General features: G+C 52.0%; 13 protein-coding genes. All 13 read left to right on the forward strand.

Going from position 1 to position 16251, the window contains the following annotated elements; translation table 11 throughout:
- Nucleotide 1 precedes the first annotated feature (1 nt).
- The 13 genes from M8014_RS14720 to M8014_RS14780 all read left to right on the forward strand — a co-directional run bounded on the left by M8014_RS14720 (nucleotide 2) and on the right by M8014_RS14780 (nucleotide 16211).
- Nucleotides 2-2410 (forward strand): glycosyltransferase family 2 protein, encoded by a 2409-nt coding sequence (locus tag M8014_RS14720; protein ID WP_271283155.1) that lies wholly within the window; start codon nucleotides 2-4, stop codon nucleotides 2408-2410.
- A gap of 12 nt (nucleotides 2411-2422) precedes the next feature.
- Nucleotides 2423-3334 (forward strand): O-fucosyltransferase family protein, encoded by a 912-nt coding sequence (locus tag M8014_RS14725; protein ID WP_271283156.1) that lies wholly within the window; start codon nucleotides 2423-2425, stop codon nucleotides 3332-3334.
- Nucleotides 3309-4547, forward strand: coding sequence for a glycosyltransferase family 2 protein (locus M8014_RS14730; protein WP_271283157.1), 1239 nt, complete (start codon nucleotides 3309-3311; stop codon nucleotides 4545-4547). Before M8014_RS14725 ends, M8014_RS14730 begins: the two co-directional genes overlap by 26 nt.
- Nucleotides 4548-4550: 3 nt before the next feature.
- A complete protein-coding gene (locus M8014_RS14735; RefSeq protein ID WP_271283158.1) occupies nucleotides 4551-5717 on the forward strand; it encodes a nucleotide sugar dehydrogenase in 1167 nt (388 codons plus the stop codon).
- Nucleotides 5718-5951: 234 nt separating this feature from the next.
- Nucleotides 5952-6332 (forward strand): hypothetical protein, encoded by a 381-nt coding sequence (locus M8014_RS14740; protein ID WP_271283159.1) that lies wholly within the window; start codon nucleotides 5952-5954, stop codon nucleotides 6330-6332.
- Between the two features lie 81 nt (nucleotides 6333-6413).
- Nucleotides 6414-7322: a glycosyltransferase family 92 protein gene (locus M8014_RS14745; RefSeq protein WP_271283160.1), complete on the forward strand. Its 909-nt coding sequence runs from the start codon at nucleotides 6414-6416 to the stop codon at nucleotides 7320-7322.
- 82 nt (nucleotides 7323-7404) lie between these two features.
- Nucleotides 7405-9411 (forward strand): glycosyltransferase family 2 protein, encoded by a 2007-nt coding sequence (locus tag M8014_RS14750; protein ID WP_271283161.1) that lies wholly within the window; start codon nucleotides 7405-7407, stop codon nucleotides 9409-9411.
- Nucleotides 9399-10421 carry a glycosyltransferase family protein gene (locus M8014_RS14755; protein WP_271283162.1) on the forward strand — a complete coding sequence of 341 codons (1023 nt, stop codon included), beginning with the start codon at nucleotides 9399-9401 and terminating at the stop codon, nucleotides 10419-10421. Before M8014_RS14750 ends, M8014_RS14755 begins: the two co-directional genes overlap by 13 nt.
- 147 nt (nucleotides 10422-10568) lie before the next feature.
- A complete protein-coding gene (gene rfbB, locus M8014_RS14760; RefSeq protein ID WP_271283163.1) occupies nucleotides 10569-11654 on the forward strand; it encodes a dTDP-glucose 4,6-dehydratase in 1086 nt (361 codons plus the stop codon).
- Nucleotides 11654-12541, forward strand: coding sequence for a dTDP-4-dehydrorhamnose reductase (gene rfbD, locus M8014_RS14765; RefSeq protein ID WP_271283164.1), 888 nt, complete (start codon nucleotides 11654-11656; stop codon nucleotides 12539-12541). Before rfbB ends, rfbD begins: the two co-directional genes overlap by 1 nt.
- A gap of 99 nt (nucleotides 12542-12640) precedes the next feature.
- The gene (gene rfbA, locus M8014_RS14770; protein WP_271283165.1) at nucleotides 12641-13513 is read left to right on the forward strand and encodes a glucose-1-phosphate thymidylyltransferase RfbA; all 873 of its coding nucleotides are present in this window, start codon (nucleotides 12641-12643) and stop codon (nucleotides 13511-13513) included.
- A 50-nt stretch (nucleotides 13514-13563) separates the two neighbouring features.
- On the forward strand, nucleotides 13564-14115 hold the full coding sequence (gene rfbC, locus M8014_RS14775; protein ID WP_271283166.1) for a dTDP-4-dehydrorhamnose 3,5-epimerase: 552 nt from the start codon (nucleotides 13564-13566) through the stop codon (nucleotides 14113-14115).
- 50 nt (nucleotides 14116-14165) lie between these two features.
- The gene (locus tag M8014_RS14780; protein ID WP_271283167.1) at nucleotides 14166-16211 is read left to right on the forward strand and encodes a capsular polysaccharide biosynthesis protein; all 2046 of its coding nucleotides are present in this window, start codon (nucleotides 14166-14168) and stop codon (nucleotides 16209-16211) included.
- The last annotated feature ends 40 nt before the right edge of the window (nucleotides 16212-16251 follow it).

Consider the following 16251-nt stretch of genomic DNA (forward strand, 5'->3'; position numbering starts at 1 on the left):
AATGACAGTTCAATATGAACATGAAGACTTGCTTATCCATTTTGATGAGCAGTGGTATCTACGCACCTATAAGGATGTCAGCCAAACTGGCATCTCAGCAAGAGAGCATTTTAAGCGCTATGGAGCATTACTGGGCAGAAAACCTTGCGCTGACTCATTCATTGAGCCTCCTCAGACAGCTGCGGTTAATATGCCCTGGCTGTCACTGAACCAGCTTTCAGCCGATAACAACTGCCTTAATGGATGGATGTCTGAAGGGAACGATCCTTACTTTATTATTGACTTAGGGCAATTGCCTCAGACCAGCAAAGGCTGGTACCAATTTAACCTGACGCTGGATTGCTCCGGCAAACAAGGGTTAGCAAAGTTTTATCTGGATACCGGGAAAGGCTTCAATGAGTTTGAAACCGTTACCCTTCCCTATAAAAAAGGGGTAAATGCCAGCCGTCTTTTTTATTTAGAATCCCCGATTGTCGCATTGCGTTTTGACCCACTCGAGCAGGAATCCACATTTACTGTTAGCCAGTTTGAAATCGCACCAATCAGTGATAGTCAAATTGAGCCTGCGTTAATGGCGCGCATTCAGCAGGAACACCAAAGCTATCGTGATATGGACGTAGTGGAAATAAAGGAATCTATTACAGCCGAAAACGGTAGCCTGTTAATGGATCGCCTGATGGCACTCTATAACGAGACATTTAGCTTCACGCTGCCTTCCATTGACTATGAAGAATGGATCCAAACTGTAGAAGAACCATCACTACCTAATAAAGCAGAAGTCACTGCTGCGCTAGCTACGATGGCAAAGCCTCCGGTGATTTCGGTGGTGATGCCAGTATATAACCCGGCAGAAATCTACCTTCGTGCCTGTCTGGATTCAGTGCTGTCGCAGAGCTACCCCTATTGGGAGCTTTGCATTGCAGATGACAAATCGCCAAAAGAGCATGTCCAGCGCGTATTACGTGAGTATGAGGCGAAGGATCCACGTATCAAAGTCGTCTATCGACAGCAAAATGGTCATATTTCGGCAGCATCAAACAGTGCTTTAGAAATAGCTGTAGGTGAATTTGTCGCACTGCTGGATCATGATGATGCCCTGCCGGAACATGCATTGCTATTTATGGCACAAGCAATTAGCGCGCAGCCAGAAACACAGATCCTTTACAGCGACGAAGATAAGCTCAATGGCCGCGGCGAACGGTTTGATCCGCATTTTAAAAGCGACTGGAACCCGGATCTGTTCTTCTCTCAAAATTACGTCTCTCACCTCGGTGTATATCGCCGTGAGCTGCTAAAAAAAATTGGCGGATTCCGTCTGGGCGTTGAAGGCAGCCAGGATCAGGATCTTTTGCTGCGCTGCCTTCAACATGTGGCCGCAGAGCAAATTGTGCATATTCCGCGAGTGCTTTATCATTGGCGTACTATAGAAGGTTCTACCGCCCTGGCATCAGGTGAGAAAAGCTATACTACTGACGCAGGAATCAAAGCATTGCGCGACCATTTTGCTACTGAGCAACCCGGTGTCAAAGTTGAAGCAGGCCTGGTGCCCAATACTTATCGGGTGCGCTACCCGATACCGGAACCAGCACCACTGGTTAGCTTGCTGATCCCCACCCGCGATCGACGCTCACTTACCGAGACTGCAGTTCGTAGCATTATTGAGAAAAGTACTTACACCAACTTCGAAATTCTTATCTTAGATAACGGCAGCGTCGAAGCCGAAACGTTGGAATTTTTTAGCCAAATCCAGCAGGAAGATCGCCGCGTCAAAGTACTCGCTTACGACCATCCGTTTAATTATTCAGCAATCAACAACTTTGGTGCTCGTCATGCAAAAGGGTCGGTCATTGGCCTGGTCAACAACGATGTTGAAGTCATTAATCCAGAATGGTTGACCGAAATGGTCAGCCAGTGCCTGCGACCTGAAATTGGCTGCGTAGGCGCGAAACTCTATTACAGCAACGACACCTTGCAACACGGCGGCGTTATCCTAGGGATTGGTGGTGTTGGCGGACATTCACATAAACACTTCCCGCGTCAGCACCCTGGGTACTTCAGCCGCTTGTTACTGACTCAGTCACTTTCTGCTGTGACTGCAGCATGCCTGCTGATTCGTAGAGAGATCTTTGAATTAGTTTCAGGTTTAGATGAAGAGAATCTCAAAGTCGCATTTAACGATGTAGATTTTTGTCTGAAAGTACGTGAGGCGGGTTATCGTAATCTTTGGACCCCTTACGCGGAACTTTATCACTACGAGTCAATAAGTCGTGGTGCCGAAGATTCACCTGAGAAAATTGCGCGTTTTGCTCAAGAGGTAAATTTCATGAAATCAAAATGGGGAAATCATCTTGATGTGGATCCTTTCTATAGCCAAAATCTGACGAAAATAAGAGAAGATTTTACAATTTAAGTGACATTTATCATGAGACATATAAAAATAACTCCCTATGGCAACATAGGCAATCAACTCTTTCAGTACATGTTGGCCTTAGCCATTAAGTTTCGTACGGGAGTGCCTGTATTAATTACAGGGCTTGACATACCCTCTTTTGGTATAAAAAGTACTAAAGTTAGAGATGAAGCTTTATGTTTAGACATAAAGAATCACACCCCCCCTCTTGATGCTATTGTAGAACTTGTTAAAGACGTCAAAAACATAGACGTTAATATAAAATGTCTTAGCACACGAATGTGTTATTATTCAAGGCACTTAACTGAATTCAGAAGATATCTAAAGCTAAAGAAAAACAATCATTACGGCTATAATGAGCATTACTTAGTGATAAATGTCAGGGGCGCTGAGATATCAAAAGGTGTTCATAGGAATTATATCCCAATACCATTATCTTTTTACGCTAACATCATTGAAGAGACAGGTTTGAAACCTGTCTTCGTTGGACAACTTGGTGATGATAAATATTCTACAAGACTCAGAGATAAATTTCCAAACGCACTATTCCCAAAATTTAATTCTTGGGAAGATGATTTTAATGTTATCTGCTCATCAGTTAATGTAATTCCTGCTATAAGTACCTTTTCTTGGTTGGCAACATGGTTATCTGAATCGGCAAAAAATATATATTTTCCTATAATGGGATTATACCATCCAATCGCCCGTCCAGATATTGATATGTTACCTGTGGAAGATGACAGATATCATTTTTATCTATCTGACTTGCTTGAGTGGGGAAATCCGGAAGAGACCATCGATTCATTAATAAATGACAGCATTGTTTTTGAAAAATTAGAAGGCACTGCCCTTCTTAATAGACTCCCTTTAACAACATCTACAGAAGGGCTGGATCTTGATGCTCCAAGAATCTCGATTGAATAATTGTAAAGTCGCACTTTGCGCTATTTTTAAAAATGAAGCCCCATATATTTTAGAATGGATAGCTCACCATCGTCTTATTGGTGTAACAGACTTTTACATTGCTGATAACATTAGTACCGATGGTTGTTCTGAACTCCTCACTTCCTTACATGATGAAGGGCAAATTACTCTTCTAACTTGGCCAACTCTACCAGGAGTGAAGCCGCAATTGCCTGCTTATGAAAAATTGGCAGAGTTAGCTAAAAAGGATTGTGTTGATTGGGCTTTGTTTATTGATGCAGATGAATTCGTCATCCTGGATGATAACCATCCAAACATTCAGTCGGTAATCACCAAAATCACTACTAATGATTATAATGTCTCTGGCATAACATTAAACTGGGCTACTTATGGTTCCTCAGACATCATCATAAACTCAAACAACGATATTTTAAGTAATTTTGAATTTAGATTTATTAAAGATAGCAACATTAATAGACATTATAAATCTCTAATTAGGCTAAAAGATTTTGTTTCATCCGGAAATACGCCGCACGAATTTAGAATCGAAAAATCATGTAAGTATGTTAATACTGCCGGAGAAGAACTTCCTCAACCTTTAACAGGCATGAGTGACAGAGTTACTTGGGCAAATATGAAAATACATCATTACATGATAAAATCAAAATCTGAGTATGTTTCAAAAAAAATGAAGAAAGGGAGGGCATCTTCAAATGCCAGTCTTGACATGTCATATTTTAACGCTCACGACATTAATCATGAATACGCGCCACTAAAAAGACATTGGATACAATCCGTTCAGCATATTAAAAATAGATTGCAAGAAAAATACCCCTGCGGATCTAAAGATAATGGAAGTCAATTATACTACAAAAATAACACTAGCCATATTGGCGCAATTGACAATTTAAAAGAAATCAATAATTATCAATTAGAGATAAATGGTTGGGCATTAGGCTATAATGGTCAGAAGCCAGAATCATTCAGAGTAATTGCCAATCAGCATTTGGAACTACCTATAAAAGACATCGCTTTTAAAAATCGTCCAGATGTATTAAGAACTATAGCACTTTGTAATGATGAACAGTGTGGGTTCACCATAGCATGTGATGTTCCACAAAATGAAGTTATTAATAGTATTTCCATTTATCATGGAAATAACCCCATTATATCAACTGGTTTATTAAACTTCCAAATAAATGAACTATTATAAAGCATGAACATTACTATTACCGGAACTGGTTATGTCGGCCTTTCCAATGCCGTACTCTTAGCCCAGCACCATCAGGTCATCGCTCTTGACGTTGTACCAGAGAAAATAAAACAGATTAACCAACGTCAGTCTCCCATCGCAGATAAAGAGCTTGAAGAGTACTTAGCTACTAAGCCACTCAATCTGCGAGCAACGTTGGATAAATTCGAAGCTTACGAGAGTGCTGAGTTCGTCATTATCGCGACGCCAACCGATTACGATCCTAAAACCAACTACTTCAATACCAGCACCGTTGAAGCAGTGATTCGCGATGTGATCAGCATTAACCCGCATGCCGTTATGATCATCAAGTCCACCATCCCGGTGGGCTTTACCGAACGGATGCGTCAGGAATGTGGTACCGAAAATCTGATCTTCTCGCCTGAATTCCTGCGTGAAGGACGTGCTCTGTACGACAACCTTCATCCGTCACGCATCGTGGTGGGTGAATGCAGTGAACGCGCGCAGCAGTTTGCTAATCTCCTGAAAGAAGGCGCAATTAAGCAGGACGTGCCGGTACTGCTCACCGGTAGCACCGAGGCTGAGGCCATCAAGCTGTTTGCAAATACCTACCTCGCCATGCGGGTCGCGTATTTCAATGAGCTAGATACTTATGCCCAATCTCATGGGTTAGACAGCCGTCAAATCATCTCGGGTATTGGCCTGGATCCGCGTATTGGCTCGCACTATAACAATCCTTCGTTTGGCTATGGCGGCTACTGCCTGCCTAAAGATACTAAGCAGTTGTTGGCGAACTATCAGGATGTCCCTAACAACCTGATCCGCGCCATCGTTGATGCCAATACCACCCGCAAAGATTTCATTGCCGACAGCGTGATCGCCCGCCAACCCAAAGTTGTCGGGATGCATCGTCTGGTGATGAAAGCTGGCTCTGATAACTTCCGCTCTTCTGCTATTCAGGGGATCATGAAGCGCATTAAGGCCAAGGGAATTGAAGTAGTTATTTTTGAGCCGACCATGAAAGAAGACCACTTCTTTCACTCTCGGGTCATCCGCGATCTGGGTGAATTTAAAGCGATCAGCGATGTAATCCTCTGCAACCGTATGGACAATCGTCTGATCGATGTAGTTGAAAAAGTCTACACGCGAGATCTTTTCGGATCTGATTAATATTTATCACTTTAAAGTTAAATATTTTAGAATAAATACCGATAATAACTCTAGCTTCACGGTAAATTACTGCCCCCGGTCATGTCAGATTCGCTGTTTCGGTATCATTGGTGATATAGCGTGGCAGTTTATCATTCCATAAGCTGTCATTGCCTTGTATAGTTTAGCTGCTTGCATTGCAACTGGTTAATCTATAATAAAAATACTAATAATTAATTGAGTGCCGAGAACAGAATGACTAATAGTTACACGCTCTCTACAACACCTTTGGTAGCCTCCAGTGCACAACTGCGTTGGAATATTGACACTTCATCATCCCAGACGCCCCTTAAGCTCGCCAATGGCCGAGTGACGCTGGGTGGCTGGATGTTGGCAGAAGACCAACAGTCGCCACGGCTTGCCGTTAAGAATGGATATGCAACCTATAGCTATCCGTTCAATGTCAAACGTCCGGATGTTGTTTCTGCCATTCTGCAGCAGCCGGCGGATAATCATCCCCGTTTAGGCTGCGGTTTTAATCTCAATATTCCCTTCTCTTCGCAGATCACCCTCGGGCTTGAGTCTGACGGCTTGATTACCTGGTTTGCGGAGTTGAATTTCTCCCCAGCCTGTTAAGACTAATGTTTCACCTTGTGCCAGCCTGCAGCGCTTTACTGATGGCTGGCACGGTATTCCGATAATCGGTTGGATATAAATGTGAACCTCTATATTGCCGCCATCGTAAAAGATGAATTTGCAGGCCTGCTTGAGTGGATAGCGTATCACCGGGTTTTAGGCGTAAAAGGATTTGTGATTGCAGATAATGGCAGTCGTGACGGAACCCGCGAGTTGCTCTCTTCCCTGGAACGTCTGGGAATGGTGACGGTTATCGATCAACCGGATGTAGATAATCAAAAACCGCAGCTCCCAGCCTACGAGCGTATTTTACGCAGCTGTGCACGCGAGATTGAGCTGCTCGCCTTTATCGATGCTGATGAGTTTTTATTACCTTTATCGTCCGATTTGAATCTAGTCGATTACTTTAGCTCGCATTTCAACGATGAAAGCGTCAGTGCGATTGCTCTGAACTGGTCTAATTTTGGCTCAAATGGCGAACTCTTTGCCGAAGAAGGGCTGGTAACCGAGCGGTTCACCAAACGAGCACCCATTAAATTTAATGTTCACCACAACTTCAAAAGCGTGGTGAGACCTGAACGCGTGAACCATTTTAACAACCCCCATCACGCCGACCTGCGCTTTGGTCGTTATATCGATGCGTCAGGAAATGATCTGGTCCTGCATCCTAAGCACGGTAATGGCGTCAGTGCCGAAGTGCTGTGGCATGGCGTGCGGGTTAACCATTACGCGGTGAAATCGCTCGAAGAATTCCTGCTCGGGAAGCACCTGCGCGGCAGCGCCGCCACCGCTAACCGGGTCAAACACAAAGCCTATTTCAAAGCCCATGACCGCAACGACGAGACCTGTCTGCTGGCAGCCTCTCTCGCCCCCAAAGTCAAAGCAGAAATGGCCGCGCTGCAAGCGCAACTCGATGCCCTGCCAGAAGAAGAAAGCCCACAGAAAAACGATTCCTGGCTGGCTTCGCGGGTGAAAAAGCTGATCGGCTAAACCTGCATCACCTTCGCTTCTTCTTATCATTTTCGACAAACGCCAGGACGGGGTTGCCCCACTGTGGGCTGAAAATCTTCTTATGCAAAGCAATGGCCACTGGCAGCCTCTGACGCTGCCCGACTCATCGACATTCCGCGCGGGCTGGTTTCTGATTCAGGGCACCCTGCGTGCCCGCCAGTCGCGGGGAGAAACCCGGCTGCGCTGGCAGGGCCACCAGGGGAGCTGGCATGAACAGACTCTCCCGGTCACGCGTCGCGGCACGCTGCAGGAACTGGTCTGGCTGCCGATAGGCGTAAGCCAGCTGGCGCTGCTCGCCAGCAGTGAAGGGGTGGATTGCGAACTGGCGATCACCCGTTTTTCGCGGGTGTCGGCGGGTGAAAGCCGCTGGCGTCGCCTGCGCCGGGTGTGGCCTTTTTATCAGCGCCTGAGCGCGCACAAACGCAAACGGCTGGGGCTGGCGTGGCACCTGTGGCTCACCGATTTACAGCAGGCTTACCAGCTGGTCGGCAAGATCCGCGACGACAGGCCGCTGCACGCCTACGAACACTGGCTGGCAAACTTTGATGCCGTGCAGCCTGGCGAACAGCGAATGATCGCCCGTCAGCTGGCCCGCTGGAAAAATCTGCCCCACGTCTGCCTGCATCTGGTCAACGGCACCGATGAGGCAGCACGCCAGCGCACCCTTGCCAGCATCACGGCCCTGCATTACCCGGCAGGTCATATCACCGTGGTGGAATCAGCCACTCAGCGGCCTGTTGGCGAATGGCAGTGGGCGATCCCCGCAGGGGCCGTGCTCGCACCGGCGGCATTAGTATGGCTGGCGCATCAGCTGCGCCAGATGCCAGATGCCCAATGGGTCTATGGCGATCACGATCTGCTGGATGAAAAAGGCAAGCGCCACTCGCCTAACTTCAAGCCGGACTGGAATGAAACCCTGCTCCACAGTCAGAACTACATCGGCTGGTGCGGGCTATGGCGGGAACAGGGTCATCTCGACGTGCCAAACAACGCGTCCGAGTGCCACCGTGGGTGGTTACAGCTGGCCCACCAGCACGATGCCGACGAGATTGCGCACATCCCTGCCCTGCTGATGCACCTGCCGGAAACAGCGTTGCAGCAGGATGATTATCACACCCTGGCGGGTCAGTTGCCGCCGCTCCCGGCAGGGGTAATGCTGGAGCCCGCGCCGCACGGCATCTGCCGCTGGCGCTGGCCGCTGCCGGCAGAACTACCGCGCGTCTCGGTGGTGATCCCCACCCGTAACGGACTGGCGCATTTACGGCCCTGCATCGAGAGTCTGGTGCAGCATACCCGTTACCCCGATCTTGAGATCCTGGTGATGGATAATCAGAGCGACGATCCCGAAACCCTGGCTTATCTCGCCCACATCACCCGTCAGTACGGGGTGCGGGTTATCGCCTGGGATCATCCGTTTAATTACTCGGCTATTAACAATGCAGCGGTACATGCGGCCACGGGCGAACTTATCTGCCTGCTGAACAACGACACCGAAGTGATGAACCCGGAATGGCTGGAAGAGATGGTCGCCCATCTGCTGCGACCTGGCGTTGGTGTGGTTGGCGCACGGCTGTTTTATGGCGATGGTCGGGTACAGCATGCAGGCGATGCCGTCGGGCCTGGGGGCTGCGCCGATCATCTGCATGCGGGCCTGTCTGCCGATGAACCCGGTTACCAGCGCAGGGCGGTAAGCGCGCAGGAGCTGTCTGCCGTCACGGCAGCCTGCCTGCTGACCCATCGCTCGCTGTTTATTAGCCTTAATGGGTTAGACGAGGTCAATCTGCCGGTGGCCTTTAACGATGTGGATTATTGTCTGCGCGTTGGCGAAGCCGGCTGGCGCATCGTCTGGACCCCGTATGCCGAGCTTTACCACCATGAGTCGGTATCCCGCGGCAAAGACATTACCCCGCAGCAGCTGGCACGTGCGCAGGGCGAACTGAACTACATGAAAAAGCGCTGGGCGAAGCGGCTCCAGCATGATCCTGCCTACAATCCCAACCTGAGCTATGACCGACCCGATTTCTCGTTAAGTCATGCTCCTAATGTGGTGTTGCCATGGACGAACTGATCAGAAAGGCACTCTTTAAACCGTATCTGAAGTTGAACAAGCAAAGCGATAATCAGTCCGATAGCGGGCCTGAATGTCGCTCGCTACTGATTTTGCATGAAGGGAATTCCCCAACGCTGGCCTATTTTGAAGAGGCGATCAAAAGCCGTTTTCCCGAAGCCGAATGTCTGCTGGTGGATACGTTAACCACGCCCGCCATTACCGTTGATAAAGGCGCGGCGCTGGTTGTCATCCGCTTTATCTCGACGCTATGGCAGCGCGAGATTGCACGCAATATCGATGACCTCTCGCAGGTGGTCTATTTTATGGATGATGATCTGTTCGATCCCTCCGCGTTAGAGGCGTTACCTAAAGCCTACCGGACCAAAATCATCCGTCGCTCTGCGGCCCAGCACCGCTGGATCACCTCCCACTGCGATAACATCTGGGTCTCGACGCCGTATCTGGCAAACAAGTATGCGCACCTTAACCCCGACGTTGTGCCCGCAATGCCCACTTCCGGATTGCTTGAAGCGCGACGACCTGTAAAAATCGCCTACCACGGATCCAGTTCGCATCAGGCAGAGAAGTACTGGCTGCGAGAGGTGGTCGAAGGCGTACTGATGCAGTGCCCGCAGGCCAGTTTCGAGATCTTTGGCGAGCACGAGATCTACAAACTTTATCGCGATTTGCCCCGGGTCACAGTATTGCATCCAATGAGCTGGCAGAACTATCTCGATTATACCCGGCATCATCGGGTGGATATCGGGCTGGCGCCGTTGCTGGACTCAGCCTTTAATCTGGCAAGAGGCCCGGTAAAATTTTATGATTTTGTTCGTATGGGCGCGGTGGGGATTTACAGTAACTGCGCGCCGTACAGTGAATTTATCGAGCAAAATAGCAATGGTGTACTGCTGAGTAACGATCCGCAGAAGTGGATTGACGCATTGTCACTGTTAGTAAATTCCGATAAGCAGCGTCAGCAGCTGGCAAATAATGCCCGGGAATTCACTTACGCATTAATGAATTAAAACAGAACGGCACAGGGAAGCGTCAATTCTGAACGCGTTTCAGGCCTGGTATTCATATGTTGCCGGCAGCCAAACAATGCCTGAACGGATAAAAAAAGGTATTGTACGGGTGTTCCTATTAACCAATAAAAAAAGTCACTCTCACTTATGAAAATCTTAGTAACGGGCGGTGCCGGTTTCATCGGTTCTGCGGTGGTTCGCCACATTATTCGTGATACCCAGGATGCGGTGATCAACCTGGACAAGCTCACCTATGCAGGCAATCTGGAATCGCTCGCCGACGTCGCAGCAAGTGACCGTTATGCCTTTGAGCAAGTTGATATTTGTAACCGCGCTGAGCTGGATCGGGTCTTTGCCGCTCATCAGCCGGATGCGGTTATGCACCTCGCCGCCGAGAGCCATGTGGATCGCTCCATCACTGGCCCGGCCGATTTTATCGAGACCAACATCGTCGGCACCTATACGCTGCTCGAAGCCGCCCGCGCTTACTGGAGCGAGCTGGATGAAACCCGCAAGCAGGCGTTTCGTTTCCACCACATCTCTACCGATGAAGTTTACGGCGACCTGCCGCACCCGGACGAGGTGAGCACCGGCGAAGCACTGCCGCTGTTTACGGAAACGACCCCGTATGCGCCAAGCAGCCCGTATTCCGCATCCAAAGCTTCCAGCGATCATCTGGTTCGCGCCTGGCGTCGCACCTACGGTCTGCCGACCATCGTGACCAACTGCTCCAACAACTACGGCCCGTATCACTTCCCGGAGAAGCTGATCCCGCTGGTTATTCTGAACGCGCTGGACGGCAAAGCGCTGCCAATCTACGGCAAAGGCGATCAGATCCGCGACTGGCTGTACGTTGAAGACCATGCCCGCGCCCTGTACACCGTAGTGACCACTGGCGTAATCGGCGAGACCTACAACATCGGCGGCCACAACGAGAAGCAAAACCTCGATGTGGTACACACCATCTGCGACCTGCTGGATGAGATCGTGCCAAAAGAAGGCTCTTACCGCGATCAGATCACCTACGTGACCGACCGCCCAGGCCACGACCGCCGCTATGCTATCGATGCCAGCAAAATGAGCCACGAGCTGAACTGGCAGCCGCAGGAGACCTTCGAGTCCGGCATCCGTAAAACCGTGCAGTGGTATCTGGATAACCAGCAGTGGGTGAACAACGTCAAAAGCGGCAGCTATCAGGACTGGATCGCGCAGAACTACCAGGGGCGTAAATAATGCATATTCTGCTGTTCGGAAAAAATGGCCAGGTCGGCTGGGAGCTGCAGCGTGCGCTGGCACCGCTGGGCCGCGTGACGGCGGTGGATTTTAACTCCACCGACTACTGCGGTGATTTCAGCAACCCGGCGGGCGTAGCCGAGACCGTGCGCCTGCTGAAGCCAGACGTGATCGTCAATGCCGCCGCGCATACCGCGGTCGACAAAGCTGAAACCGAGCGCGACTTTGCCGAGCTGCTTAACGCCACAAGCGTTGCCGCCATCGCCAAAGAAGCCGAAGCGCTGGGCGCGTGGCTGGTGCATTACTCCACCGACTACGTGTTCGATGGCAGCGGTGACAAAGCCTGGGTTGAAACTGACCAGACCGCTCCGCTGAACGTGTACGGCGAAACCAAGCTGGCGGGCGAACAGGCCGCCGCGCTCTGTTCCCGTCATCTGGTGTTCCGTACCAGCTGGGTGTACGCCGCCCGTGGCGCGAACTTTGCCAAAACCATGCTGCGCTTTGGTAAAGAGCGCAGCGAGATGTCGGTCATCAACGATCAGTTTGGTGCGCCGACCGGGGCAGAACTGCTGGCCGACTGCACGGCCCATGCGATCCGCATCGCTCAGGATAAACCCGAGGTAGCAGGTCTTTATCACCTGATCGCCTCAGGAACTACCACCTGGTTCGACTATGCTCAACGGGTGTTCGCCAACGCGAAAGCGGCTGGCGTTGAGCTGGCCGTGACCCAGGTGAATGCTGTGCCGACCAGTGCATTCCCGACACCGGCAAAACGGCCGCATAACTCACGCCTTGATACCAGCAAGTTCCAGCGCACCTTCGGGATGACGCTGCCGGACTGGACGGTTGGCGTTGATCGTATGCTGACCGAGATCCTCGGGAAATAAGTGAAGAGCAAGGACCGCCTTGCTTTACCGACATGGACTAACGTCGAGGTGTGGCCGCGCCACCCTTCCCTGTAAATGCACACAGAAGAATGAAGCATCATGACTAAACGTAAAGGTATTATCCTGGCCGGTGGTTCCGGAACCCGTCTCTACCCCGTCACCATGGCCGTCAGCAAGCAACTGCTGCCGATTTATGACAAGCCGATGATCTACTACCCGCTGAGCACCCTGATGCTGGCGGGGATCCGCGACATCTTAATCATCAGCACCCCACAGGATACGCCGCGCTTTGAGCAACTGCTCGGCGACGGTAGCCAGTGGGGCCTGAACCTGCAGTACATCGTGCAGCCAAGCCCGGACGGCCTGGCGCAGGCCTTTATCCTCGGTGAAGAGTTCATCGGCGAAGACGACTGCGCGCTGGTGCTGGGCGATAATATTTTCTACGGTCACGACCTGCAAAAACAGCTGGTCGATGCTGCCGCTAAAACCGCGGGTGCCACCGTCTTTGCCTATCACGTGCACGATCCAGAGCGCTACGGCGTGGTGGAGTTCAACCACGAAGGCACCGCGATCTCGCTGGAAGAGAAGCCACTGGAGCCGAAGAGCAACTACGCGGTTACCGGTCTCTACTTCTACGACAACCGCGTCGTAGAAATTGCCAAGAGCCTGAAGCCATCGCCACGCGGCGAGCTGGAGATCACCGACGTTAATCGCATCTACCTTGAGCAAGGGGATCTGTCGGTGGCAATGATGGGTCGTGGCTACGCCTGGCTGGATACCGGTACCCACGAGAGCCTGATTGAGGCCAGCAACTTTATTCAGACCATCGAAACCCGTCAGGGGCTGAAAGTGGCCTGTCCGGAAGAGATTGCCTACCGTCTGAAGTTTATCGATGCCGACCAGGTGCGCAAATTAGCCGCCCCGCTGGCGAAGAATGCTTACGGCCAGTATCTGCTGAAAATGCTTAAGTAATCACCGTTTACCTGGGGCGTCATGCCCCATTTATCAATCAGGCCGTAATCATGAATGTTATCCAGACCGCAATTCCCGACGTCTTTATTTTTGAGCCAAAAGTATTTGGCGATGACCGTGGTTTCTTCTTCGAAAGCTTTAACCACCAGCAGTTTGAAACCGCCATTGGCCGCAGTGTGACCTTTGTGCAGGACAACCACTCTAAGTCTTCTAAAGGCGTGTTGCGCGGTCTGCACTACCAGCTGGCACCTCATGCGCAGGGCAAACTGGTGCGCTGTGTTGCCGGTGAAGTGTTCGACGTGGCGGTGGATATCCGCAAAAGCTCCCCGACCTTTGGTCAGTGGGTAGGCGTGCATCTGTCTGGCGAAAACAAGCGCCAGCTGTGGATCCCGGAAGGCTTCGCCCACGGCTTTATGACCCTGAGCGACACCGCAGAATTCCTGTACAAAACCACCAACTACTACGCGCCGGAAAGTGACCGCGGCATCCGCTGGAACGACGAGACCATTGCTATCGCATGGCCAGAAATCGACAGCGAGATCCTCACTTCCGCCAAAGACAGCATTGCCAAATCCTTCCCGGACGCAGAGTACTTCAACTAAGTTCCACGCCCCGCAGCGACGCGGGGCGCTTTCTCCTGCACAGAGCAAAAATGAAATTTTATACAGGTTCAACAGGGATCCTGGGCAGAAGAGCGCAGATTGAACCGCTGCTTGGTCGCCCGCTGCATCTTTTCAAGACCGACATTCAGCTTGCCGACGACGATACCCTGGTTGGCTGGGGCCAAAAACCCAACACCCATAAAATCAAACAAAAAGCCCACGACCTCGGCCTGCCCTACTGGCAGCTGGAAGACGGTTTTATCGGCTATATCGGCCATCCCGCCCGCGCGGGGCTGCCGGTCTCGCTGATTGCCGACCCGGTGGGTATTTATTACGACGCCCGCCAGCCGAGCCAGCTTGAACAGCTGATTGCCGCGCCCTGCAACGCCGCGATGCTGGCACGCGCCGAATCGCTGATTAACGAACTGCTGCGCCTGGGCATCACCAAATACAACTGCTACGCCGCAGGCAGCGGCCTGCCAGATGCGCTGGCGACCCGCCTGCACAATGACCCGCGCCCTAACGTGTTGCTGATCGACCAGGTGGCAGGGGATATGTCCATTCCCGGCGCGCTGGCCACGGAAGACGATTTTATCGCGATGGTCGCCGCCGCCCGGCGTGACCATCCCGGTGCCCGCCTGCTGCTGCGCACCCACCCGGACACGCGCCTCGGAAAGAAAAACGGTGTGCTGGCGCGTCTGGAACTGGACGATGTGGAAGTGGTCGCCGATCACTGCCATCCCCACGCCCTGCTGAATGAAGTCGAGGCGGTCTACACCGTCTCCTCGCAGATGGGTTTTGAAGCCCTGCTGCTGGGCAAAGCGGTGCACTGCTTCGGGATGCCGTTTTATGCCGGCTGGGGGCTGACCCACGACCATAAATCGTGTCCGCGACGCGACGTGCAAGTGAGCCTGGCGCAGTTAGTCGCCGCCGCATTGATTCTGTATCCCCGCTATCTGGATCCGGTGCTCGGCCAGCGCTGCGAAGTGGAAGAGGTGCTGGCGATGATTGCCCGCCAGCAGCACCCTGCCCCGCGCTATCGCCGCCTGTACCTGGTGGGATTCTCGCTGTGGAAGCGCGCCTTTATGCATGCCTTCTGCCACCCATTGGCCACCGAGCTGTGCTTTGTGCGCACTCCGCCCGCACGGCTTGCGGCAGACGAACAGGTGCTGGTGTGGGGCGCGCGCCATCCAGAACTGACCAACGCGATTCGGGTGGAAGACGGTTTTATCCGCTCGCGAGGGCTGGGCTCGAACCTCTGCCGCCCGTCGTCGTTATCGATCGATCCGGTAGGGATCTATTTTGACAGCCGTCAGCCGAGCAGGCTCGAGCAGCAGCTCAACGACCTGCCGCTGACCCACGACGTGCTGGCACGCGGTGCCGCGCTGGTGGAACTGCTCCAGCAGCACGGCGTCAGCAAGTACAACGTCGGCATCGCCCAGCAGTTTACCCCGCCTGACGATGGCCGCCCGCTGGTGCTGGTGGTGGGCCAGGTGGACGGCGATGCCTCGATCCTGACCGGCAGCCCGGTGATTCGCAGCAACGAACAGCTGCTGTGGGCAGTGCGCGAGGCCAGACCGGAGGCGCATATCCTGTTTAAACCGCATCCGGATGTGGTGGCGGGTAACCGGGCCGGGGCGATCTCCGCCGCCTGTCTGGCGCAATGCGTCGACAGCCAGGTGCTGGATCTCGGGTTGACCAGCCTCTATCCGCACGTGGACGAACTGCACACCATGACCTCGCTCAGTGGCTTCGAGGCCCTGGTCCAGGGCGTGAAGGTCACCACCTGGGGCCAGCCGTTCTACAGCGGCTGGGGACTGACCGAAGATCGTCATCCCGCGCCTCGTCGGGAACGTATCTTGCCGCTGGCGGCACTGGTGTATATGACGCTGGTTGCCTATCCGCTGTATATCGACTGGCAAAGCGGCCTGTGGATGAGCCCGGAGCAGCTGATCCGCCAGCTGGCAGGGCAAAAAAAAGCCTCATCGCAAAAATCGAGCCGCTGGCAGCGCTGGCAAATCAAGCTGAGCTATCTCGCACAGACTCTGCAGCCCCGCGCCTCTTTGTCCCGCTTCATTAAAGAAAGACGTCATTAAAGCCGCTTACTGATTTGATTCATCAACGGAACCGATCTGG

It is taken from the genome of Silvania hatchlandensis (assembly GCF_025564065.1).
Taxonomy (GTDB): Bacteria; Pseudomonadota; Gammaproteobacteria; order Enterobacterales; family Enterobacteriaceae; genus Enterobacter; species Enterobacter hatchlandensis.

What these genes read in the sequence shown, in the direction of transcription:
- M8014_RS14720 (WP_271283155.1), top strand. Translation starts at nt 2, where the DNA reads ATGACAGTTCAATATGAACATGAAGACTTGCTTATCCATTTTGATGAG.
- M8014_RS14725 (WP_271283156.1), top strand. Translation starts at nt 2,423, where the DNA reads ATGAGACATATAAAAATAACTCCCTATGGCAACATAGGCAATCAACTC.
- M8014_RS14730 (WP_271283157.1), top strand. Translation starts at nt 3,309, where the DNA reads ATGCTCCAAGAATCTCGATTGAATAATTGTAAAGTCGCACTTTGCGCT.
- M8014_RS14735 (WP_271283158.1), top strand. Translation starts at nt 4,551, where the DNA reads ATGAACATTACTATTACCGGAACTGGTTATGTCGGCCTTTCCAATGCC.
- M8014_RS14740 (WP_271283159.1), top strand. Translation starts at nt 5,952, where the DNA reads ATGACTAATAGTTACACGCTCTCTACAACACCTTTGGTAGCCTCCAGT.
- M8014_RS14750 (WP_271283161.1), top strand. Translation starts at nt 7,405, where the DNA reads ATGCAAAGCAATGGCCACTGGCAGCCTCTGACGCTGCCCGACTCATCG.
- M8014_RS14755 (WP_271283162.1), top strand. Translation starts at nt 9,399, where the DNA reads ATGGACGAACTGATCAGAAAGGCACTCTTTAAACCGTATCTGAAGTTG.
- rfbB (WP_271283163.1), top strand. Translation starts at nt 10,569, where the DNA reads ATGAAAATCTTAGTAACGGGCGGTGCCGGTTTCATCGGTTCTGCGGTG.
- rfbD (WP_271283164.1), top strand. Translation starts at nt 11,654, where the DNA reads ATGCATATTCTGCTGTTCGGAAAAAATGGCCAGGTCGGCTGGGAGCTG.
- rfbA (WP_271283165.1), top strand. Translation starts at nt 12,641, where the DNA reads ATGACTAAACGTAAAGGTATTATCCTGGCCGGTGGTTCCGGAACCCGT.
- rfbC (WP_271283166.1), top strand. Translation starts at nt 13,564, where the DNA reads ATGAATGTTATCCAGACCGCAATTCCCGACGTCTTTATTTTTGAGCCA.
- M8014_RS14780 (WP_271283167.1), top strand. Translation starts at nt 14,166, where the DNA reads ATGAAATTTTATACAGGTTCAACAGGGATCCTGGGCAGAAGAGCGCAG.